Source organism: Blautia sp. SC05B48 (assembly GCF_005848555.1).
Lineage (GTDB): Bacteria > Bacillota > Clostridia > Lachnospirales > Lachnospiraceae > Blautia_A.
The window spans coordinates 1,111,289-1,127,016 of sequence record NZ_CP040518.1; the positions used below are offsets into that span (position 1 = coordinate 1,111,289).

14 protein-coding genes are annotated in these 15,728 nt (G+C 46.0%); all 14 read right to left on the reverse strand.

Annotation, left to right across the window (positions count from 1 at the left end; genetic code table 11):
* Positions 1 to 22 precede the first annotated feature (22 nt).
* Positions 23 to 544: a transcription termination/antitermination protein NusG gene (gene nusG, locus EYS05_RS05065; protein WP_138276737.1), complete on the reverse strand. Its 522-nt coding sequence runs from the start codon at positions 542 to 544 to the stop codon at positions 23 to 25.
* A gap of 15 nt (positions 545 to 559) precedes the next feature.
* Positions 560 to 766 carry a preprotein translocase subunit SecE gene (gene secE, locus EYS05_RS05070; RefSeq protein ID WP_118515828.1) on the reverse strand — a complete coding sequence of 69 codons (207 nt, stop codon included), beginning with the start codon at positions 764 to 766 and terminating at the stop codon, positions 560 to 562.
* A 25-nt stretch (positions 767 to 791) separates the two neighbouring features.
* Positions 792 to 941, reverse strand: coding sequence for a 50S ribosomal protein L33 (rpmG, locus tag EYS05_RS05075; protein WP_044961412.1), 150 nt, complete (start codon positions 939 to 941; stop codon positions 792 to 794).
* Positions 942 to 1,188: 247 nt separating this feature from the next.
* Complete coding sequence (locus EYS05_RS05080) at positions 1,189 to 1,926, reverse strand: SDR family NAD(P)-dependent oxidoreductase (protein WP_138276738.1); 738 nt, start codon at positions 1,924 to 1,926, stop codon at positions 1,189 to 1,191.
* A 1-nt stretch (position 1,927) separates the two neighbouring features.
* The gene (locus tag EYS05_RS05085) at positions 1,928 to 3,745 is read right to left on the reverse strand and encodes a thiamine pyrophosphate-binding protein (RefSeq protein WP_138276739.1); all 1,818 of its coding nucleotides are present in this window, start codon (positions 3,743 to 3,745) and stop codon (positions 1,928 to 1,930) included.
* The gene (locus EYS05_RS05090) at positions 3,738 to 4,892 is read right to left on the reverse strand and encodes a LicD family protein (protein WP_118515825.1); all 1,155 of its coding nucleotides are present in this window, start codon (positions 4,890 to 4,892) and stop codon (positions 3,738 to 3,740) included. The genes EYS05_RS05085 and EYS05_RS05090 overlap by 8 nt, the downstream gene beginning before the upstream one ends.
* A 31-nt stretch (positions 4,893 to 4,923) precedes the next feature.
* Positions 4,924 to 7,203 (reverse strand): LicD family protein, encoded by a 2,280-nt coding sequence (locus tag EYS05_RS05095; protein ID WP_138276740.1) that lies wholly within the window; start codon positions 7,201 to 7,203, stop codon positions 4,924 to 4,926.
* A gap of 3 nt (positions 7,204 to 7,206) precedes the next feature.
* Complete coding sequence (locus EYS05_RS05100; protein ID WP_118515823.1) at positions 7,207 to 8,508, reverse strand: adenylyltransferase/cytidyltransferase family protein; 1,302 nt, start codon at positions 8,506 to 8,508, stop codon at positions 7,207 to 7,209.
* A 7-nt stretch (positions 8,509 to 8,515) separates the two neighbouring features.
* Positions 8,516 to 9,880: an acyltransferase family protein gene (locus EYS05_RS05105; RefSeq protein ID WP_138276741.1), complete on the reverse strand. Its 1,365-nt coding sequence runs from the start codon at positions 9,878 to 9,880 to the stop codon at positions 8,516 to 8,518.
* Between the two features lie 114 nt (positions 9,881 to 9,994).
* Complete coding sequence (locus EYS05_RS05110) at positions 9,995 to 10,738, reverse strand: glycosyltransferase family 2 protein (protein ID WP_138276742.1); 744 nt, start codon at positions 10,736 to 10,738, stop codon at positions 9,995 to 9,997.
* Between the two features lie 82 nt (positions 10,739 to 10,820).
* Positions 10,821 to 12,197 carry a sugar transferase gene (locus tag EYS05_RS05115; protein WP_138276743.1) on the reverse strand — a complete coding sequence of 459 codons (1,377 nt, stop codon included), beginning with the start codon at positions 12,195 to 12,197 and terminating at the stop codon, positions 10,821 to 10,823.
* A gap of 212 nt (positions 12,198 to 12,409) precedes the next feature.
* Positions 12,410 to 13,771: an ABC transporter substrate-binding protein gene (locus EYS05_RS05120; protein ID WP_138276744.1), complete on the reverse strand. Its 1,362-nt coding sequence runs from the start codon at positions 13,769 to 13,771 to the stop codon at positions 12,410 to 12,412.
* Positions 13,772 to 13,913: 142 nt separating this feature from the next.
* The gene (locus tag EYS05_RS05125; protein ID WP_118515818.1) at positions 13,914 to 14,831 is read right to left on the reverse strand and encodes a carbohydrate ABC transporter permease; all 918 of its coding nucleotides are present in this window, start codon (positions 14,829 to 14,831) and stop codon (positions 13,914 to 13,916) included.
* Complete coding sequence (locus EYS05_RS05130) at positions 14,831 to 15,694, reverse strand: carbohydrate ABC transporter permease (RefSeq protein ID WP_118625108.1); 864 nt, start codon at positions 15,692 to 15,694, stop codon at positions 14,831 to 14,833. Before EYS05_RS05130 ends, EYS05_RS05125 begins: the two co-directional genes overlap by 1 nt.
* Positions 15,695 to 15,728 lie beyond the last annotated feature (34 nt).

The window sequence follows — 15,728 nt, forward strand, 5'->3', positions numbered from 1 at the left end:
TTGCTGTTACCTTGTTTTTGAATTACTCAGCTTTTTTGATTTCTGTGAAACTTATTTCTACCGGTGTTTCACGACCGAAAAGCTCAACATTGATCGTTACCGTCTGTTTCTGCATGTTGATACCTGTGATCACACCTGCGGTATCTTTCCATGCACCACCGGTAACGACTACCATGTCGCCCTCTGCGAAGTCCACTTCGATATCCGGTTTCTGGATACCAAGCGGCATCATTTCCTCTTCTGTAAGAGGCACAGGCTTTGATCCCGGTCCTACGAATCCTGTAACACCGCGGGTATTACGGACAACATACCAGGTATCGTCATTCATCACCATATTGAGAAGCACATAGCCTGGAAACATCTTTTTCTGAACCTGTCTTAAGGTTCCGTTCTTCATCTCCACTACATCCTGCAGCGGGACACGTACCTCCAGGATCTGGTCTTCCAGGTGTCTGTTCTCGATCGTCTTTTCAATGTTGGCTTTTACCTTGTTCTCATACCCGGAATAGGTATGGACAACGTACCATTTTGCTGCTTCTGACATATAATCACCTTGTCCTTACTTCATTAAGAAATTAATGCATTCCAGAATTCCGGAATCCATTACACTGATAACCACTGCCAGGATGATCGTGATGATCACGACCACAACAGTCTGCTTTGCCAGTGTGGGACGGTCTGTCCAGACAATCTTCTCAAATTCTGACTGAAGTCCCTGAAACCAACTTTTCTTCTGCGGCTTATCCGCAGATTTCTGTTTTTCCATAGCATAACCTCACAAATCTCTGTGATTACTTTGTTTCCTTGTGCAGAGTGTGTGTATGACAGAACTTACAATATTTCTTGGTCTCCATTCTCTCAGGATGGTTCTTTTTCTCCTTCGTCATATTGTAGTTACGCTGCTTGCACTCGGTACATGCTAATGTAATCTTAACGCGCACAACTTCCACCTCCAGTGTTTTCATTTGCATGGTCTTTTGCGCCGCCCGGAACGTATATCCGTCGTCATTTTCGGGCATAAAAAAAAGACCTAACTTCCATGTCGCTCGTCAATTTTATCACAGAGCATAGGTACAAGTCAAGCCTTTTTCGCTTAAATATAAAGAAAGATAAAGAAAGACATAAGAAGCACCTTATGCGCAGGCACACCATGTCTTCTTCTGTCTTCCTGCGCACTTTCGACTTCTGTTAAAAGTAGTCATAACCACCGTGGATATCCACTACACTGCCGTTCATATATCCGTTAGACAGCACTGCATAAGCCATATCCGCCACTTCCTCCACAGTTCCAAACCTGTGGAGTGCGATCTTCCGGTTGATACGGTCGTAGCTCTCCTGGGTGCGGGCGCTGTGCCACGGAGTTTCGATGAAGCCAGGTGCAATAGCGTTGACTGTGATGCCCTTTGGCTCAAATTCCTTTACCAGGGATCTGGTCAGGAAATGGATGGCTGCCTTGGTGACTCCATATACAAGGGAGGAAGAATACGCCTGCTGTCCTGCATAGGAACCGGTAAAAAGCACACTGCCACCCTCCACCATCATGGATCTCAGCTCTTTGACCATAAATACAGGTACGGAAAGATTGGTGTTTACGATCCGTGTCCACTCCTCAAAGCTGTAGTCTTCATATTTTGCGTAGGTGCTGATTCCGGCATTGCTTACAAGCCAGTCAATATGGTCTGTCTGCTTTTTCAGCTCCTCCACAAAAACCATCATCTCTTCATAGGAAGACATATCTGCCTTTATCAAAGTCACCTGAGATCTTTTTTCCTCAGGAAGGCTCTCCTGAAACGACAGTGCCTTCTTCTCATCATGTCCATATGTTACGAAGATCCTGTCAGCCTTTGCTGACTCTGTCAGGATCTTTTCGGCGATCCCTCTTCCGATTCCGGAGGTACCGCCTGTGATCACAGTTATTTTTCCCATTTTACAGCTCCATCAGTTCATCAAATATCGGTTTCGGTATATAAGGCTGCTGATTGTGGATCGGCTCACCCAGACAGGTTTTCGGGTATGCGTAGGTTCCATGCTCCAGCATGATCTCCAGAAGTTCCGGTCCATTCTGCTCCAGGAATCCACCGGCATATTTTTCCACGTCTTCTCCCTGGATGCGCTTTGCAGGAATTCCGTAGGCCTGCGCCACATCTGTAAAATCGCAGGACGAGAATCCGCTGCCATCGGAGGTATCCGCATATACACAGTCAAAATAATCTCTCTGAAGATGACGGATCATTCCCAGCGCCTCATTATTCATTACGATCATCTTCACCGGGATATTCTCGCGCTTCACCCACTGCAGTTCCTGGATATTCATCTGGAAGGCTCCGTCTCCGCAGATACATGCCACCGGCTTACCGGTAGCATAATAAGCTCCGATAGCCGCCGGAAGTGCATATCCCATAGCACCATGTCCGCCGGAAAAAAGGGTCTTCTGCCCCTGCTGATTATGGAAGGACTGATAGCTCCAGACCATATGCTGTCCCACATCCACAGCAACAGCTCCGGTATCGGAAAGCTGATCACTCAAGTATGCGATCATGCGGTTCGGATAGCGCTGCGGTGTCTCATCGTCCACTTTCCAGAGTTCCTTACGGATCTTCTGGCAGACAGCAAGCCATTCCTCATAGGAACCGATCTGTGCCTGCTGATCTGTCAGCTTACGCACCACAGTCTCTGCGCTGACGCAAAAGCATTTCTCACCTTCTCTTTCCTCATGGATCTCTCTTTGAAGATTATAAGGATCAATATCCACACGGATGATTTCTGCATTCTTCGCAAACTCATGAACCTTAGTACCAATCTGACGGGTACACAGGGAAATTCCAAAGCAGAGCAGAAGGTCGCTTTTTGCATTGGCGATCATATTTGCATACCGGTGTCCGTAGGCACCGCCGATGCACCCGAAGTTCAGAGGATCATCAAAGCTCAGTGCAGACCGGGCAAGTACGCTTGTGATCACCGGAATGTGATGGGCGCGTGCGAGATCTGTGAGCATTTTTTCTGCTTCTCCGGAAGCTCCGTGACCGATCATAAATACCGGCCGTTTTGCAGTCCTGATCTTATTCAGAATATATTCTGCCGCCTCTGCTCCATCAGAAGAATCCGCCTTTGCAACTGCATCCCTGTAAAAGGCTGCCCCGTTTTCCGGATCATTTTTTCCATATACAGCTGTCTCGATCTCTTCCTCGGAAAATTCCATATCATAAACCGGATCTTCCACCTCGCCTCTCTGCACGTTCATGGGAAGATCGATAAGAACCGGCCCCTTCCGTCCTGTATTAGCGATCTGCCATGCAAGATTCAGTTCACGGACGATATTTTTCGGATCACGGACCTGCACCGCGTACTTGGTTACCGGCTTTGCCATGGAAACCATATCGATCTCCTGAAAGCCCTGCTGACGAAGGCCTGTAATACCGGAATATTCATAGGTATTCAGCTGTCCGGTGATAAAGATCACCGGAAGAGAATCGAAATACGCATCTGCCACACCGGAAAGCAGATTAGCAGCTCCCGGACCGCTGGTGGCATAGGCACAGCCGCAGGCATTCTTTGCCTGAGCATAACCGCAGGCAGCAAAAGCAGCTCCCTGCTCATGATAGCTGGAATGACTTCTTACATGGGGATTCTTCTCAATGGAATCTACCAGATGTGCGATCATGGTTCCCTGATATCCAAAAAAATCATGGATCCCTTTTTTCTGCAAAAACTCCACAACATAATCTGTAAGTTTGACCTTAGACATATTTTTTTACCTTCTCCATATACGAGATCCTTCCTGTTTTTTCCAGATACTTAAGATACAGGTCAAAAACCTCCGGATCTGTTTCAAATGCTTCTTCATATTTCAGACAGCGATCATTCATCCTGGTATATCCTGCAAATGCTTTTTCCAGTTCCACATAATCTTCATTTTTGAAGAGATTCCGGATATAGCTGAGCTTTTTGCGATAAGCCAGTGCACAGGTATATTTTTCCCCGCAGAATTTGGCATAATCCCAGCATTGTGCAAGATATTCCCGGTAATTCATTCCAAACTGCCTGCGCTTTTCCCTTTTCTTCCTGACAGAAGCAAATTTCTTCAGCTCCTTTGACTGCTGCAGAAATTCCTCGCATGGGATCAGTGTGCTGCACACCACCAGCGAGCCGGGAACATAATTTTCCATTGACTTATTTCGATAATTTTTGCCGTAGGCCCGGGTGAGATAGCTGTCTGTATTTCCCGGGACCATAAAGGATTCTCCTCCAAGCATTGCCTCCCCGGGATTTTCAAAAATATGCGCAGGAAAATAAAGATTCTGGTCAAAATATCGGAGTACATAGGTTTTTGCGCCATCCTGCGGCTGCCGGAGCAGATCCCGGAATATGCTCTTTGCCAGCCAGCCTCGTCCGCACAGGGAAAGGACTCGCACCATCCAGATACATCCCAGCTCACGCCGGTTTCGCCACTCGCCTTTTTTTCCGTAGATCCTTTTCCATCCATCTTCGCGCATACGGTTCCAGAGATATTTTCCCTTTGGGCCATATTCACACTGCAGCGGAAGGATATTGATCCCCAGTCCCGGATGTTTGTATTTTCCGTACTCGTCCAGCTTATAAAACAACGTATCTTTATCTGTATAACGCAGAAAAAATCCGGGGAACCGGCTGTTATTCTCCATAGATTCCAGAGCTCTGCGCAGCTCCGGTTCTTCATCAAAGATATTTTTAAATCTGGCCATATCACCGGTCTTCATATAAATATCATTGCTTGCCGGATTCATGGGAAAAGGACGCTCCGTTACCGCACAGAGGGTAAGATACGGAGAAAGATAATATGTGATCTTATTTTTTCTGCATATGGTATCTATTTCTTTTAGAAGTTCCAGTACTTTCTGCTGTTCTCTGTTCAATACACTCTGCCTCGTTTCTGTTGATCTGTCATTACAGGATCCGCTTCAGAAGCTTCTGAAGTTCTTCCTGACTTTTATACTTCTCCAGCCAGCTGTTCAGAAATTCTGTCACGTCAGCTTTCTTTGCGAAAAATCTGGTCCGCCGGCTCCCATCGTAAAGATCCTCCAGGAAGATCCTGGAAAGCTCATTTTTTATATAGGGATGCATCTCATGATCCAGTGCCATGAAATAATTTTCGAAAGCTTCCCGGGTACGCCCCTGTTTCTTCCGGATATCTCCCAGAAGCTTGTATACCTCTCCCTGCCATTCCTTGTGGACCAGAAGGCTGCGGATCTCCTCTGCCAGATATTCCATCTCGCCCTCTTCCTCACTGCACAGGATCCTGGTACGGCCCTCTGCCAGTGCTTTGGGATAGCCAAATCTCTGCCATGCACAGGTAAGTGCCTCTTTGTACACTGGCTCCTCAAGGGTTCCCTCCCTTGGAGAATCGCCGGTGGTCCCAAGCTCTTTGCAAAGCTCTCTCACCAGCTCTTCCAGTTCCCCTTTTGTACGGACGGAAGATACCTTTGCAAGATAAAAAACGCCTCTGATCTCCTCGTCCTCCGGCATCAGTCTGCTCCAGAATTCCATCAGAGAGAGCGCTTCTGATCTTCTCTGGCTTCCAAGCAGATCCCGACAGTCCCGGATCGCCTGGGACTTCTGTTTTTTCAGGAATTTATCAAGTTCCAGCTGCACAATGCCGTTATTGGTGCATTCTCTGGCTTTCAGATACTCTGCCATTGCTTCGTTCCGGAGGCCCTTTTTCCAGAGAAGATCGCCCTTATATTTCATAAAATATCCATCCTGGGGAAATGCTCTCAGGCAGTAAGACAGAAATTTCTCCGCTTCCGAAGCATTCTGCGGTCCTTCCAGGCGCTCCATCACAAACCGGCATTTAAATTTCAGAAATCCCGGAACATCCGGATATTTTCTGAGAAGATCATCCACGATCGCCTCTGCTTCCTGCATTTCTTTAAATTCATAGTGGCTGGCTGCTTTTCGGAAACGGCGGATATCCTCCACTGTCTGCTCCATTTCTGGAGTAAGATGATCCATCTTCCTGCGTACCTCGTACATACGGTATGCCTTGGAAACACGCTCCTGATAGATCAGTGTCAGCATAGCCGCCTGAAAAGCCTCATCCTCCAGCGGGATCAGGATTGGATGATAGAACGGACGGATCCCGTTAAAATCCTCACGCCCAATAAACTCCATGCTGAGCTGTACACGGTAATACTCCTCAAAGATCTCACCAAGCACATCATATCTTCTCTCATTCAGCAGGGTCTCCGCTGTTTTTTCGGATCTCATCAGCCGGGCAGACACATCCCGGGCTACAACACCGGCTTTGATCCTTCTTCGTCTGTCATCCTGTTTATGGTCTCCCTTTGCCATTAAAAGGCAGTAGAATTTGCGGAAAAGCATCTGTCTGCGGATACGTTTTTTGTCGATCCTTGGCATATATTCATCTCGCACCTCCTGATAGCCGGTGCCCGGAACATCAACAGACTCATGAGATTCCCTTTCCCCATGAGGCGGTATATAGGACCATTCGTCCCCGTAATGCCAGATCAGATAATCACTGGTCCTGTGAGGGATCATAACCTTTTCGCCCTCGAAGTCCATATATTTTACAGGGAACATCATATCCTTGTCAAAAAGAAACGGGCAGCCTCCCCATCGCATGGCATAGCGGCTGCACTCCTCTTCTTTATAGGAAAACATGATCTTCTCCAATTTCTTTAAGGTTCTGTCCTTTCCGCAGAAGGTATAGCGGAAAAGCCAGTACAGATATCGCCAGGGAGAAATTTCCCATCTGGTTCCCACGACCATGCTGATATTCAGAAGTTCCGTATAGATCATCATATGGTCCCGATATTTCTCATACTCACGGTCATCATCCGGAATGGGATCCAGAGTCAGTACGTCAATGATCTCACCAGCTTTGTCGTCTCCTATGATCTGATGCTTGTGGATCGCACAGGTATCCGTACTTCCGTAGCGCGGAAAACCGTTGGTATAATTACGGTCCACTTCTGCACAATAAATCGCCCGGTTCGGCGGCATCTCGTTCTGACATATTTCTACAAATTTATCCCAGTCACTTTTGGGCATGTAGATATCCACATCATCGTCCCATGGGATAAAGCCTTCATTTCGAAGAACACCGATCAGAGTACCTCCGGCCATTACATATCTAAGATCATGCTTTTTGCAGATCGCATCAACCTCCCGGAAGAGCTGCAAAAGAAGCTTCTGTTTTTCTGTCATCTGTCAACCTCTTTGATTAATTATTTTCAAAAGCTCAGCCAGAGTTTCTGATTCTTCATAAAAAATTCTCGTACATTCTGTCCGTCTGTCACGGATCATGATGACCAGCTCCTGAAGCAGATAACGAAGACCATTTCCCTCAAAATTAAAGCTGTAGCGTTTCAGGAATTCCTGACCTTCTATTTTGGCTTCAAAATATCCGGTATTCCACCAGTCACCGGGTACGGTGATACGGCCCCTGGTCCCGATGATCACAAGCTCGTTTTCCACATCCACCGTTGTTCCGATCTCAATGGTCGCCAGTGCCCGGAGATACTTCATCGTGATCGTATTATAAATAAAGCTGCCGTCACTGCTCTTCACCGCATTGGTCTTCACATCCAGATAATCCTTACCGAGAAGCTTGATACATGCACAAAGCGCCTGGCTGACTGTTTCGCTGAAATTCTTTCCGCCCTCAAAATCATCCTGAGAAATCGCGCATTTTACAGCTACCACATCTCCCACAAGCGCTCCATGTGTCAGCCAGACAAGCTGCGTAAAAGCACGCAGATAGACCATGGTAAGCTTCTCTACCAGAACAACCTGATGTGCCTTTGCCAGTGCAAACAGCTCTCTTATCTCTTCCGGTTCCAGAGCCATAGGCGTGTCACTGATCACATATTTATCACATTCCAGTGCCTTTCGGATATAATCTGCCCTGTTTTTCAGACCGGATCGGATATAAACGATATCCAGTCCTTCCAGAAACTGTCCGTAATCTGTACCATAAGAGTCAAGTTCGTATCTGTCACAGAATTCTCTCGCAACAAAAACGTCCTCGGAATACACACTTTCTACATGCAGTCCGCTGACGTACTTGGACTCCATCACCATTTCGTTGTCCTCTGCATCATCCGTAACAATGCCCATGCTGTAGATCATACCCTCACTTCTGAGCTTGGTACTGGAAATATTTTTGGTACGTTCCAGATAAACGACCTCACAGTAATTCTTCAGATAATCAAATTTGCCACGCCAATCCGAACCGACTACCAGAAGATCGATATTGTATTTTGTAATGTCATTTAGCTTCTGCCCCTGATATTCCTCTACAATGATCTCATCCGCAAAACCCGTCTTGCGGACATTTTCGATACGCTTCAGAAGGCTGTCCTGTACATTCAGCTTGCCACGTTCGATATCATAGCTTTCACTGGTGACACCCACAATAAGGTAATCCCCCAGCTCCCTGGCCCTTTTCAGAATATTGTAATGTCCCTGGTGGAACAGATCAAAGGTACCGTAAGTAATGACTTTTTTCATTATTAATTTAATCCTGCGCTTTCTCTTCTTTATTTTTCAAAAGCACTTCCATTTCCCCCTGCGGTTCTGTAATCTCTAATATATCATCCAGGTCCTGGAGCTGCTCAAATTCCTGTGGAGCTCCGGCATCATCCATGCCGTCCTCCATCTCAAGATTCTCATCTACAAAGAAATCCTCGTCACGGATCTCTTCCTGTTCTTCTGTCTCACGTTCCAGTACAGCCGCCACATCATCCTTTACCTTCCGCGCATCCTCCTCGTCCAGAGTTGCCGCAAGCTCCTCAATGGCTTTCTTTCTTTTCAGTATGATCTCATAACGGTCATCTTCATCATATTCATCCTCAAGTCCTTCATCCTGCACCTGCTTCTCACGTTTGAACAGAATAAATGTAAGCAGGTTCAGTACTCCTCCGTAGAGGAAAGATACCGGCTTGCTTCCAAGGATCAGCACAAGCACCCAGGATACTCCGAAAAGCACCCAGACATTCAGCATCTGCGGGATGCTGAGAAGAAGCAGACCGTTGAGTACGATCATGATCGGATAATGGAAAAAATAGATCCCCATGGTATTTCTTCCGATAAAGGTAACCGGCAGCTTCACATCCGGGATCAGTGCCAGAAACGTCAGAACCAGCACAAAAGATACCAGATACATCAGAAGGCGGATCAGCATTCCCGTGATATCATCCATTCCCGATAACTGATACGTATGATTCCCGCGGAAAATATCTACCGGAATCTCATTGGCGATCATAAAATTCGGAACTGCATACAAAAGCAGGGCTGAAACCAGGATCAGGATCCATTTGCCCTTGAATTTACGGACTACATCTGTGTAATCACTCTTCCACAAATAGCCTGCCACAAAAAGCGGAAAAAATACAACGATCCTGGAGCTTGAAAGATAGGTCGTAAATTCCGGTCTTGTTCCTGCCCACAATGCAAAAATAATGCTCAGAGGCACGATAAAACGTATCTTGCCAAGTGCTTCGATAGTCAGCCTGTAGATAAACAGTGCCAGCACATACCACATAACTGTTCCGGACGGACGGAGCAGTTCATAATCCATGCTTCTGCCGGTCCAGATATACGCATACCAGGTCAGACTGTATCCAAGAATATAAGGGATCAGCAGATTCTTCACATTCTTCAGTACATCCTGTGGCTTCTTGGAAAGATATCCGGATATAAAAATAAAAGCAGGCATGTGAAAAATGGTGATCCCATACCATACATAACGCACCACCATGTCCACCTTGACCAGCTGAAATGCGATCAGATGATTAAATACGACAAGAAAGATCAGTACTACTTTAATATTATCGACCAGGTAAGAATACGGGACTCCCTGGCTATCCGTTCTCTGTTTCATTTGTTTCCACCTTGTAATATTTGATAAAAGTATGAATAAATAATAACATATATTTATGAATTTGGAAATAAAAAATTAATATATGTCAGAATTATTCACCTCTTCCAGAATTTTTCAACGGTATTTCCATATCCCGTGGAACGCATAGGAAACAAAGAAAAACAGACTCTTCAGCGGACCATATCCCACGTACCGATACACCTGATAAGTCATTGCCGCAGACTTCAGCTTGTTTCTGGATTTTCCCTCTTCACTGAGCCGGTATTTCAGGTAAGGTCTGTTGATCCCTGCTGCAAATCCTCCCTTTCCCAATATCCGGAGCCAGGTAATGTAATCTTCATGGCTGTCATCATGCTCCATTGGAAACGCAAGTGCATCTTCTCTGCGCAGCAATACGGAAGAACAGTTGATGCTGTTATGCTTCAGAAGCTCCCTGTATGTGATCCGTTCCTTTACTGGAATATATTTGCCGGTAGTGCGGCCATCCGGCGTCATCAATTCTCTTCCGGTGGAGCAGATTGCACAGCCGGTCTGTTCCATAACCTCAGTCTGGGCTTTCAGCTTGCCCTTTTCCCACCAGTCATCCGCATCCAGAAATGCGATATATTTTCCCCGGGCTTCCTTCACGCCCCGGTTTCTGGAACGGGCAGCACCCATATTCTGTTCATTTCGGATATAACGGATCTTTCCGCTGTCCATATATTTCATCACAGCAAGCTCCGTGCCGTCTGCAGAACAATCATCAATGACCAGCACTTCTACCGGAACCTCCTGTCCCAGTGCTGATTCGATCGCTTTTCCAATATATCTTTCCCCGTTATATACGGGCATCACTACGGAAACCAACGGTTTTTCCATAAAAACAACCTCCGTCCTCTCTATCCACAAAATGCGCGTCAGGATGATCTGCCGCAGCCTGACACGCATTTCGTTTCGTTGCTTATTTTTTGTCTTCGGAATCCTTAAGAGCGTTCTTCTGATTATCATCCACGCCCTCGGAAACTTCTTTCTGGAAAAAGATCTTTACAGTCATAAACAGAAGCTTGATATCCAGAAGGAATGAATAATTTTCAATATAAAACAGATCCAGCTTCAGCTTATCATACGGTGTGGTGTTATATTTGCCATATACCTGAGCATAACCGGTCAGTCCGGCTTTTACCTTAAGACGATAGTGGAATTCCGGGATTTCCTGCTCATATTCCTGCATGATCACATCTCGTTCCGGACGTGGACCTACCAGAGACATATCACCCATAAAAACGTTAAACAGCTGGGGAAGCTCATCCAGATGCAGGTTACGCAGAACATGTCCTACCGGTGTGATACGGGAATCATGCTTGGACGCAAGACGTGCCCCGTTCTTCTCGGAATCCACACACATGCTTCGGAATTTCCGGATGCGGAACTCCTTTCCCTGATAGGTAAGACGATCCTGGAGATAAAATACCGGACCGCCGTCATAAACCTTCACCGCAATGGCAATGATCAGCATGATGGGTGAGGATACGATGATCCCAAGTCCGGAAACAATGATATCCAGAACTCTCTTGGCTGCACGCTGCTCCATGGAAAGTCCCTGATTCCTGCACATCAGAAGCGGCGTATCAAACAGATGGATCCTGTCTGTTCCAAGCAGGATGATATCGGAAATCTTCGGACTCATATAGCAGCGGATGGAATGAGAAAAACAGTATTTCAGATACCTGTTTCGGATCTGGGATGGAAGATCCCAGATGATCACGCCTTCATAATCTTCCATCATGGCATGGATTTTCTCTTCGCCCTCACGGATATGAACCTTACCGCTGATATCGTATTTATCCTTTCGGGTGTTCATCTTGTGGATCACATCACCGGGATCACGGTCTCCGTAGATCACCAGCAGCCTTCTGGCTCCGTACAGTCTGGAGTAAATATACCTGGAACCCCAGATCCACAGTACCGTCACAATAAGCTGGACTCCGGTCATTTCGATCACCGGTCTGACCGACATAAACCATCTGTTGATCAGTGTGATCTGAAAATACGTCACAACATTGGTACAGATCGTTGCCAGCGTCAGTGAATAAAATACATCGATCCTCTTCAGATAGCCTACCTTCAGACCTCCGTAAAGCTTGGCAAACATCAGATAGATCAGCGCATAGATCAGGATCATTACCCAGTTACCTTTTCTCCAGAATGGCTTCAGGATCAGGTCACTGTAAAAATCATACCATACATAAGCAAAGATCGCTGCCTGTGCGATCACGATCAGACTTGCGAGGCAAAATACCACAAATCTCTTATAATCTTCTCTTTTACTTCTATTCACAGATTTTTCTTCCTTCCTGAGGAGTAGATATTAACTTCATTATTATAGCCAATATATACTCTTACGTCCAGAGATTCCTCTGATTTTTCTCCTGATATTTTCCTGTCAGGATGTTTTTTTCCGTGACTGTAGCAAAAATCCCCAGGAGTTTACCCGGGGATTTTTGGCTGTATATATTTATTTTTCTTTTTCAGTTTCCACGCCTTTTCGAATTATTCATTCACCAGATTATACTCTTCGATGGATTTGTTGATGGAATCTGCCATGTTTTTCACAGCTGTATCCACATCCTCTTTTCCGTTGAGCATGCTCTCGATCTCAGACTCTACTGTAGCTCTTGCCTCAGGGAATACACTTAACAGAGCACCTGCATAGTCTGCGGAAGAATCATGAAGCTGGTCGATTGCTGTCTGGAACTGCGGGTATTTTGCAACATTATCCTTGAATACCTGCTCGTCCTGAGCCTTTACAGTTACAGGGAAGTATCCGGTCTGTGCGTTCCAGTAAGCCTGAGACTCCGGAGAGATCAGGAATTTTACGAATTCCCATGTTGCACGAAGCTTTTTCGGATCGTTGTTGTTCAGTGCCCAGAGAGATGCACCTCCGATGGAAACACCACCCTCATCGCTGGATTTGATCTTCGGAAAGTATGCAGTACCAACCTCAAATTTTCCGTTTACATCCTGAAGGATCTGTTTCAGGGAAGCTGTGGAGCCAAGTGTGATCGCAGATTTTCCTGCGGAGAAATCTGCCAGACCTGCATCGCCGCCTTTTCCTACGACCGGTGCGAAGCCCTTGTCGTTAAGATCCTTCCATGCTGTAAGGATATTCTTTGCAGCACTGTTTTCATCAAAAGCAACTGCTGTTGCAGCCTCTTTACGTCCGTTTCCGTTGTTTGCATACTCAAGGCCCTGCTTTCCGATAAACTGCTCGAAGAACCATCCATAGATTCCAAGAGACATGACCTCGCCTGCGCCGCCTTTGTCCAGAAGATCCTGTCCGATCTCACCGATGCCCTCCAGGCTGTCCGGAATTTCTGTGATTCCTGCTTTGTCAAACATGTCCTTGTTGTAATACATGATCGGTGTGGAAGAGTTGAACGGCATGGAGTACAGCTCATTGTCGATGGTGTAGTATGCAGCCAGGTTCGGCTCGATCTCAGATACATCGTAGCTGTCCGCATCGATCATCTGCTGCATAGGCACGATCCATCCGGAATCGATCATGAATCTTGTTCCGATCTCATATACCTGTACAAGATCCGCACCCATGTTTCCGATCTGTGCACTTTTCAGCTTATTCAGGGAGTCATCATATTCACCCTGATACTGAGCATCTACGGTAATTCCGTATTTATTCTCATCATTGAATTTTTTTACCAGTGTATCGATTGCCTCACCATTGACACCACCCATGGAATGCCAGAAGGTAATGGTAGTTCCGTCTACATCAGAAGCATCTGCCATTTCCACTATTTCATCTGTACCGGCATCTGCGGCGAATACAGTTACTCCGGAAAGAGAACCGATGGTCATTGCTGTGGTAAGGAAAGCTGCGATGATTTTTTTCTTCATAACTTTTTTCTCCTCTTGAAAATTTTCTCTTTTTTCATTTTTTTATATAAGATGAACTGCTTGTCTTACGACTTTGCAGTATCTTTTTGCAATATTTTTTCCCTTACAGCAGGATGCTGCAGGGTTGCTGCCTGCTCCGATATCAGCCCTTGACTGCGCCCGAAAACATTCCTCTGATCAGCTGTTTCTGTCCAATGATAAAGATAGAAATGGACGGAATGATGATCATAACAACGCCTGCGATCATCAGGGTGATGGACTGTGAATCCACACTGTCCAGCATACTGATACCGATCTGAACCGTTCTCATATTGTTGGAGCCTGTTACAAGCAACGGCCACATGTACATATTCCATGCATTGATGAAGGTATACACTGCCATAGCTCCGATAGCGGATTTTGTCAGCGGAAGCAGGATCCTTACGATAAATTTCAGATTGCTGCAGCCGTCAAGCTTTGCCGATTCGTACAGTGAGATCGGGAAAGTCATGTAAAACTGACGGAACAGGAAAATTCCCATTGCGGATGTAAGGTAAGGCACGATCAGTACCTGATAGGTATCCAGCATTCCCCAGCCTGATACAGTAAGGTAATTGGAAATGATCGTTGCCTCTCCCGGAACCATCATGGTTGCCATCACAACCATGAAGAGAATACCTTTTCCTTTGAATTCCAGGAAAGAAAACGCAAAAGCAGCAAGAGAACAGGTAATGATCTGTCCGATGGTAATGCATCCCGCCATGATAAAGGAATTCAATATGAATCGGAGAAGCGGAACGGTGCGGAATGCATTGATAAAGTTGGAAAAGGTCGGATTCTTGGGAAAGAGATTCAACTCTGTTGTAAACAATTCACCGGAAGGCATCAGTGCAATACTGATGGCATAAAGCAATGGAAGCAGGATCAGAACTGCAAACACAACATTTGCTGTAACACGGAGTGCTGTTCTTGTCCTTCTTTTTGCAAGAGCTTTTGCATTCATGGCTTTTTTCAGCTCCAGAAGCTCCTCTTTTGACATGTTTCCCACTGCCGGGACTGCCATATTTTCTATCTGGCTCATCAGTAATTCACTCCCTTCTTCTCAATACGGAACATGATCAGTGTGATGATCATGATGATCACAAACAGGATAACAGACTGGGCTGCCGCACTTCCGAAGCGATAGTTAAAAAACGCATCCCTGTAAATGGAATAAACAATAACATTGGTAGACTCATTAGGACCACCCTCCGTCAGGATCTTGATCTGTCCAAAGGACTGAAATGCCTGTATGATATTTACCACCAGTGTGTAAAACATGATCGGGGAAAGTCCCGGAAGCGTCAGGCTGAAAAACTGCTGCACGCTGCTGGCTCCATCCACAGAAGCTCTCTCATAAATGGTCTCATCAATATTTCCGAGTCCTGCGGAAAAATACAGAAAATTGATCCCGCTGTTAAGCCACGCAGTAAGAATGGCTACGCAGATCAGAGCAGTATTCGGATCGTTCAGCCAGTTGATATCCAGGCCGGTAAGTTTGTTCACAATACCTACTGCCGGGTGGAGCATGATCTGGAAGATCATTGCCGCAGAACTGGATGCAATAGCCATTGGCAGAGCATAAGATGTACTGAACACCCGGATTCCCGGAAACGCCTTGTTGCAAAGCACTGCTGCGATCAGACCAAGAAGCATGCCGCCGACCACAACGATCAGCACAAAGATCAGCGTCACCTTCAGACTGTTGATAAAGGATGCTGACTGAAGCAGTTCTTTATAGTTCCCCAGACCAACGTACAGCTTTGCCTGTCCCATCTTGTTGGTCTTGTAAAGACTTAAATAAATTGTTTTCACAAACGGATAAAACAGAAAAATTCCAAAAATAAGCATACAAGGCACCAGATATAAGTACGGTGTGATCTTGCTTTTGCTGTTATTTCCCATAACTATTTCTCCTCCTTGCATAATCAGATTCTAT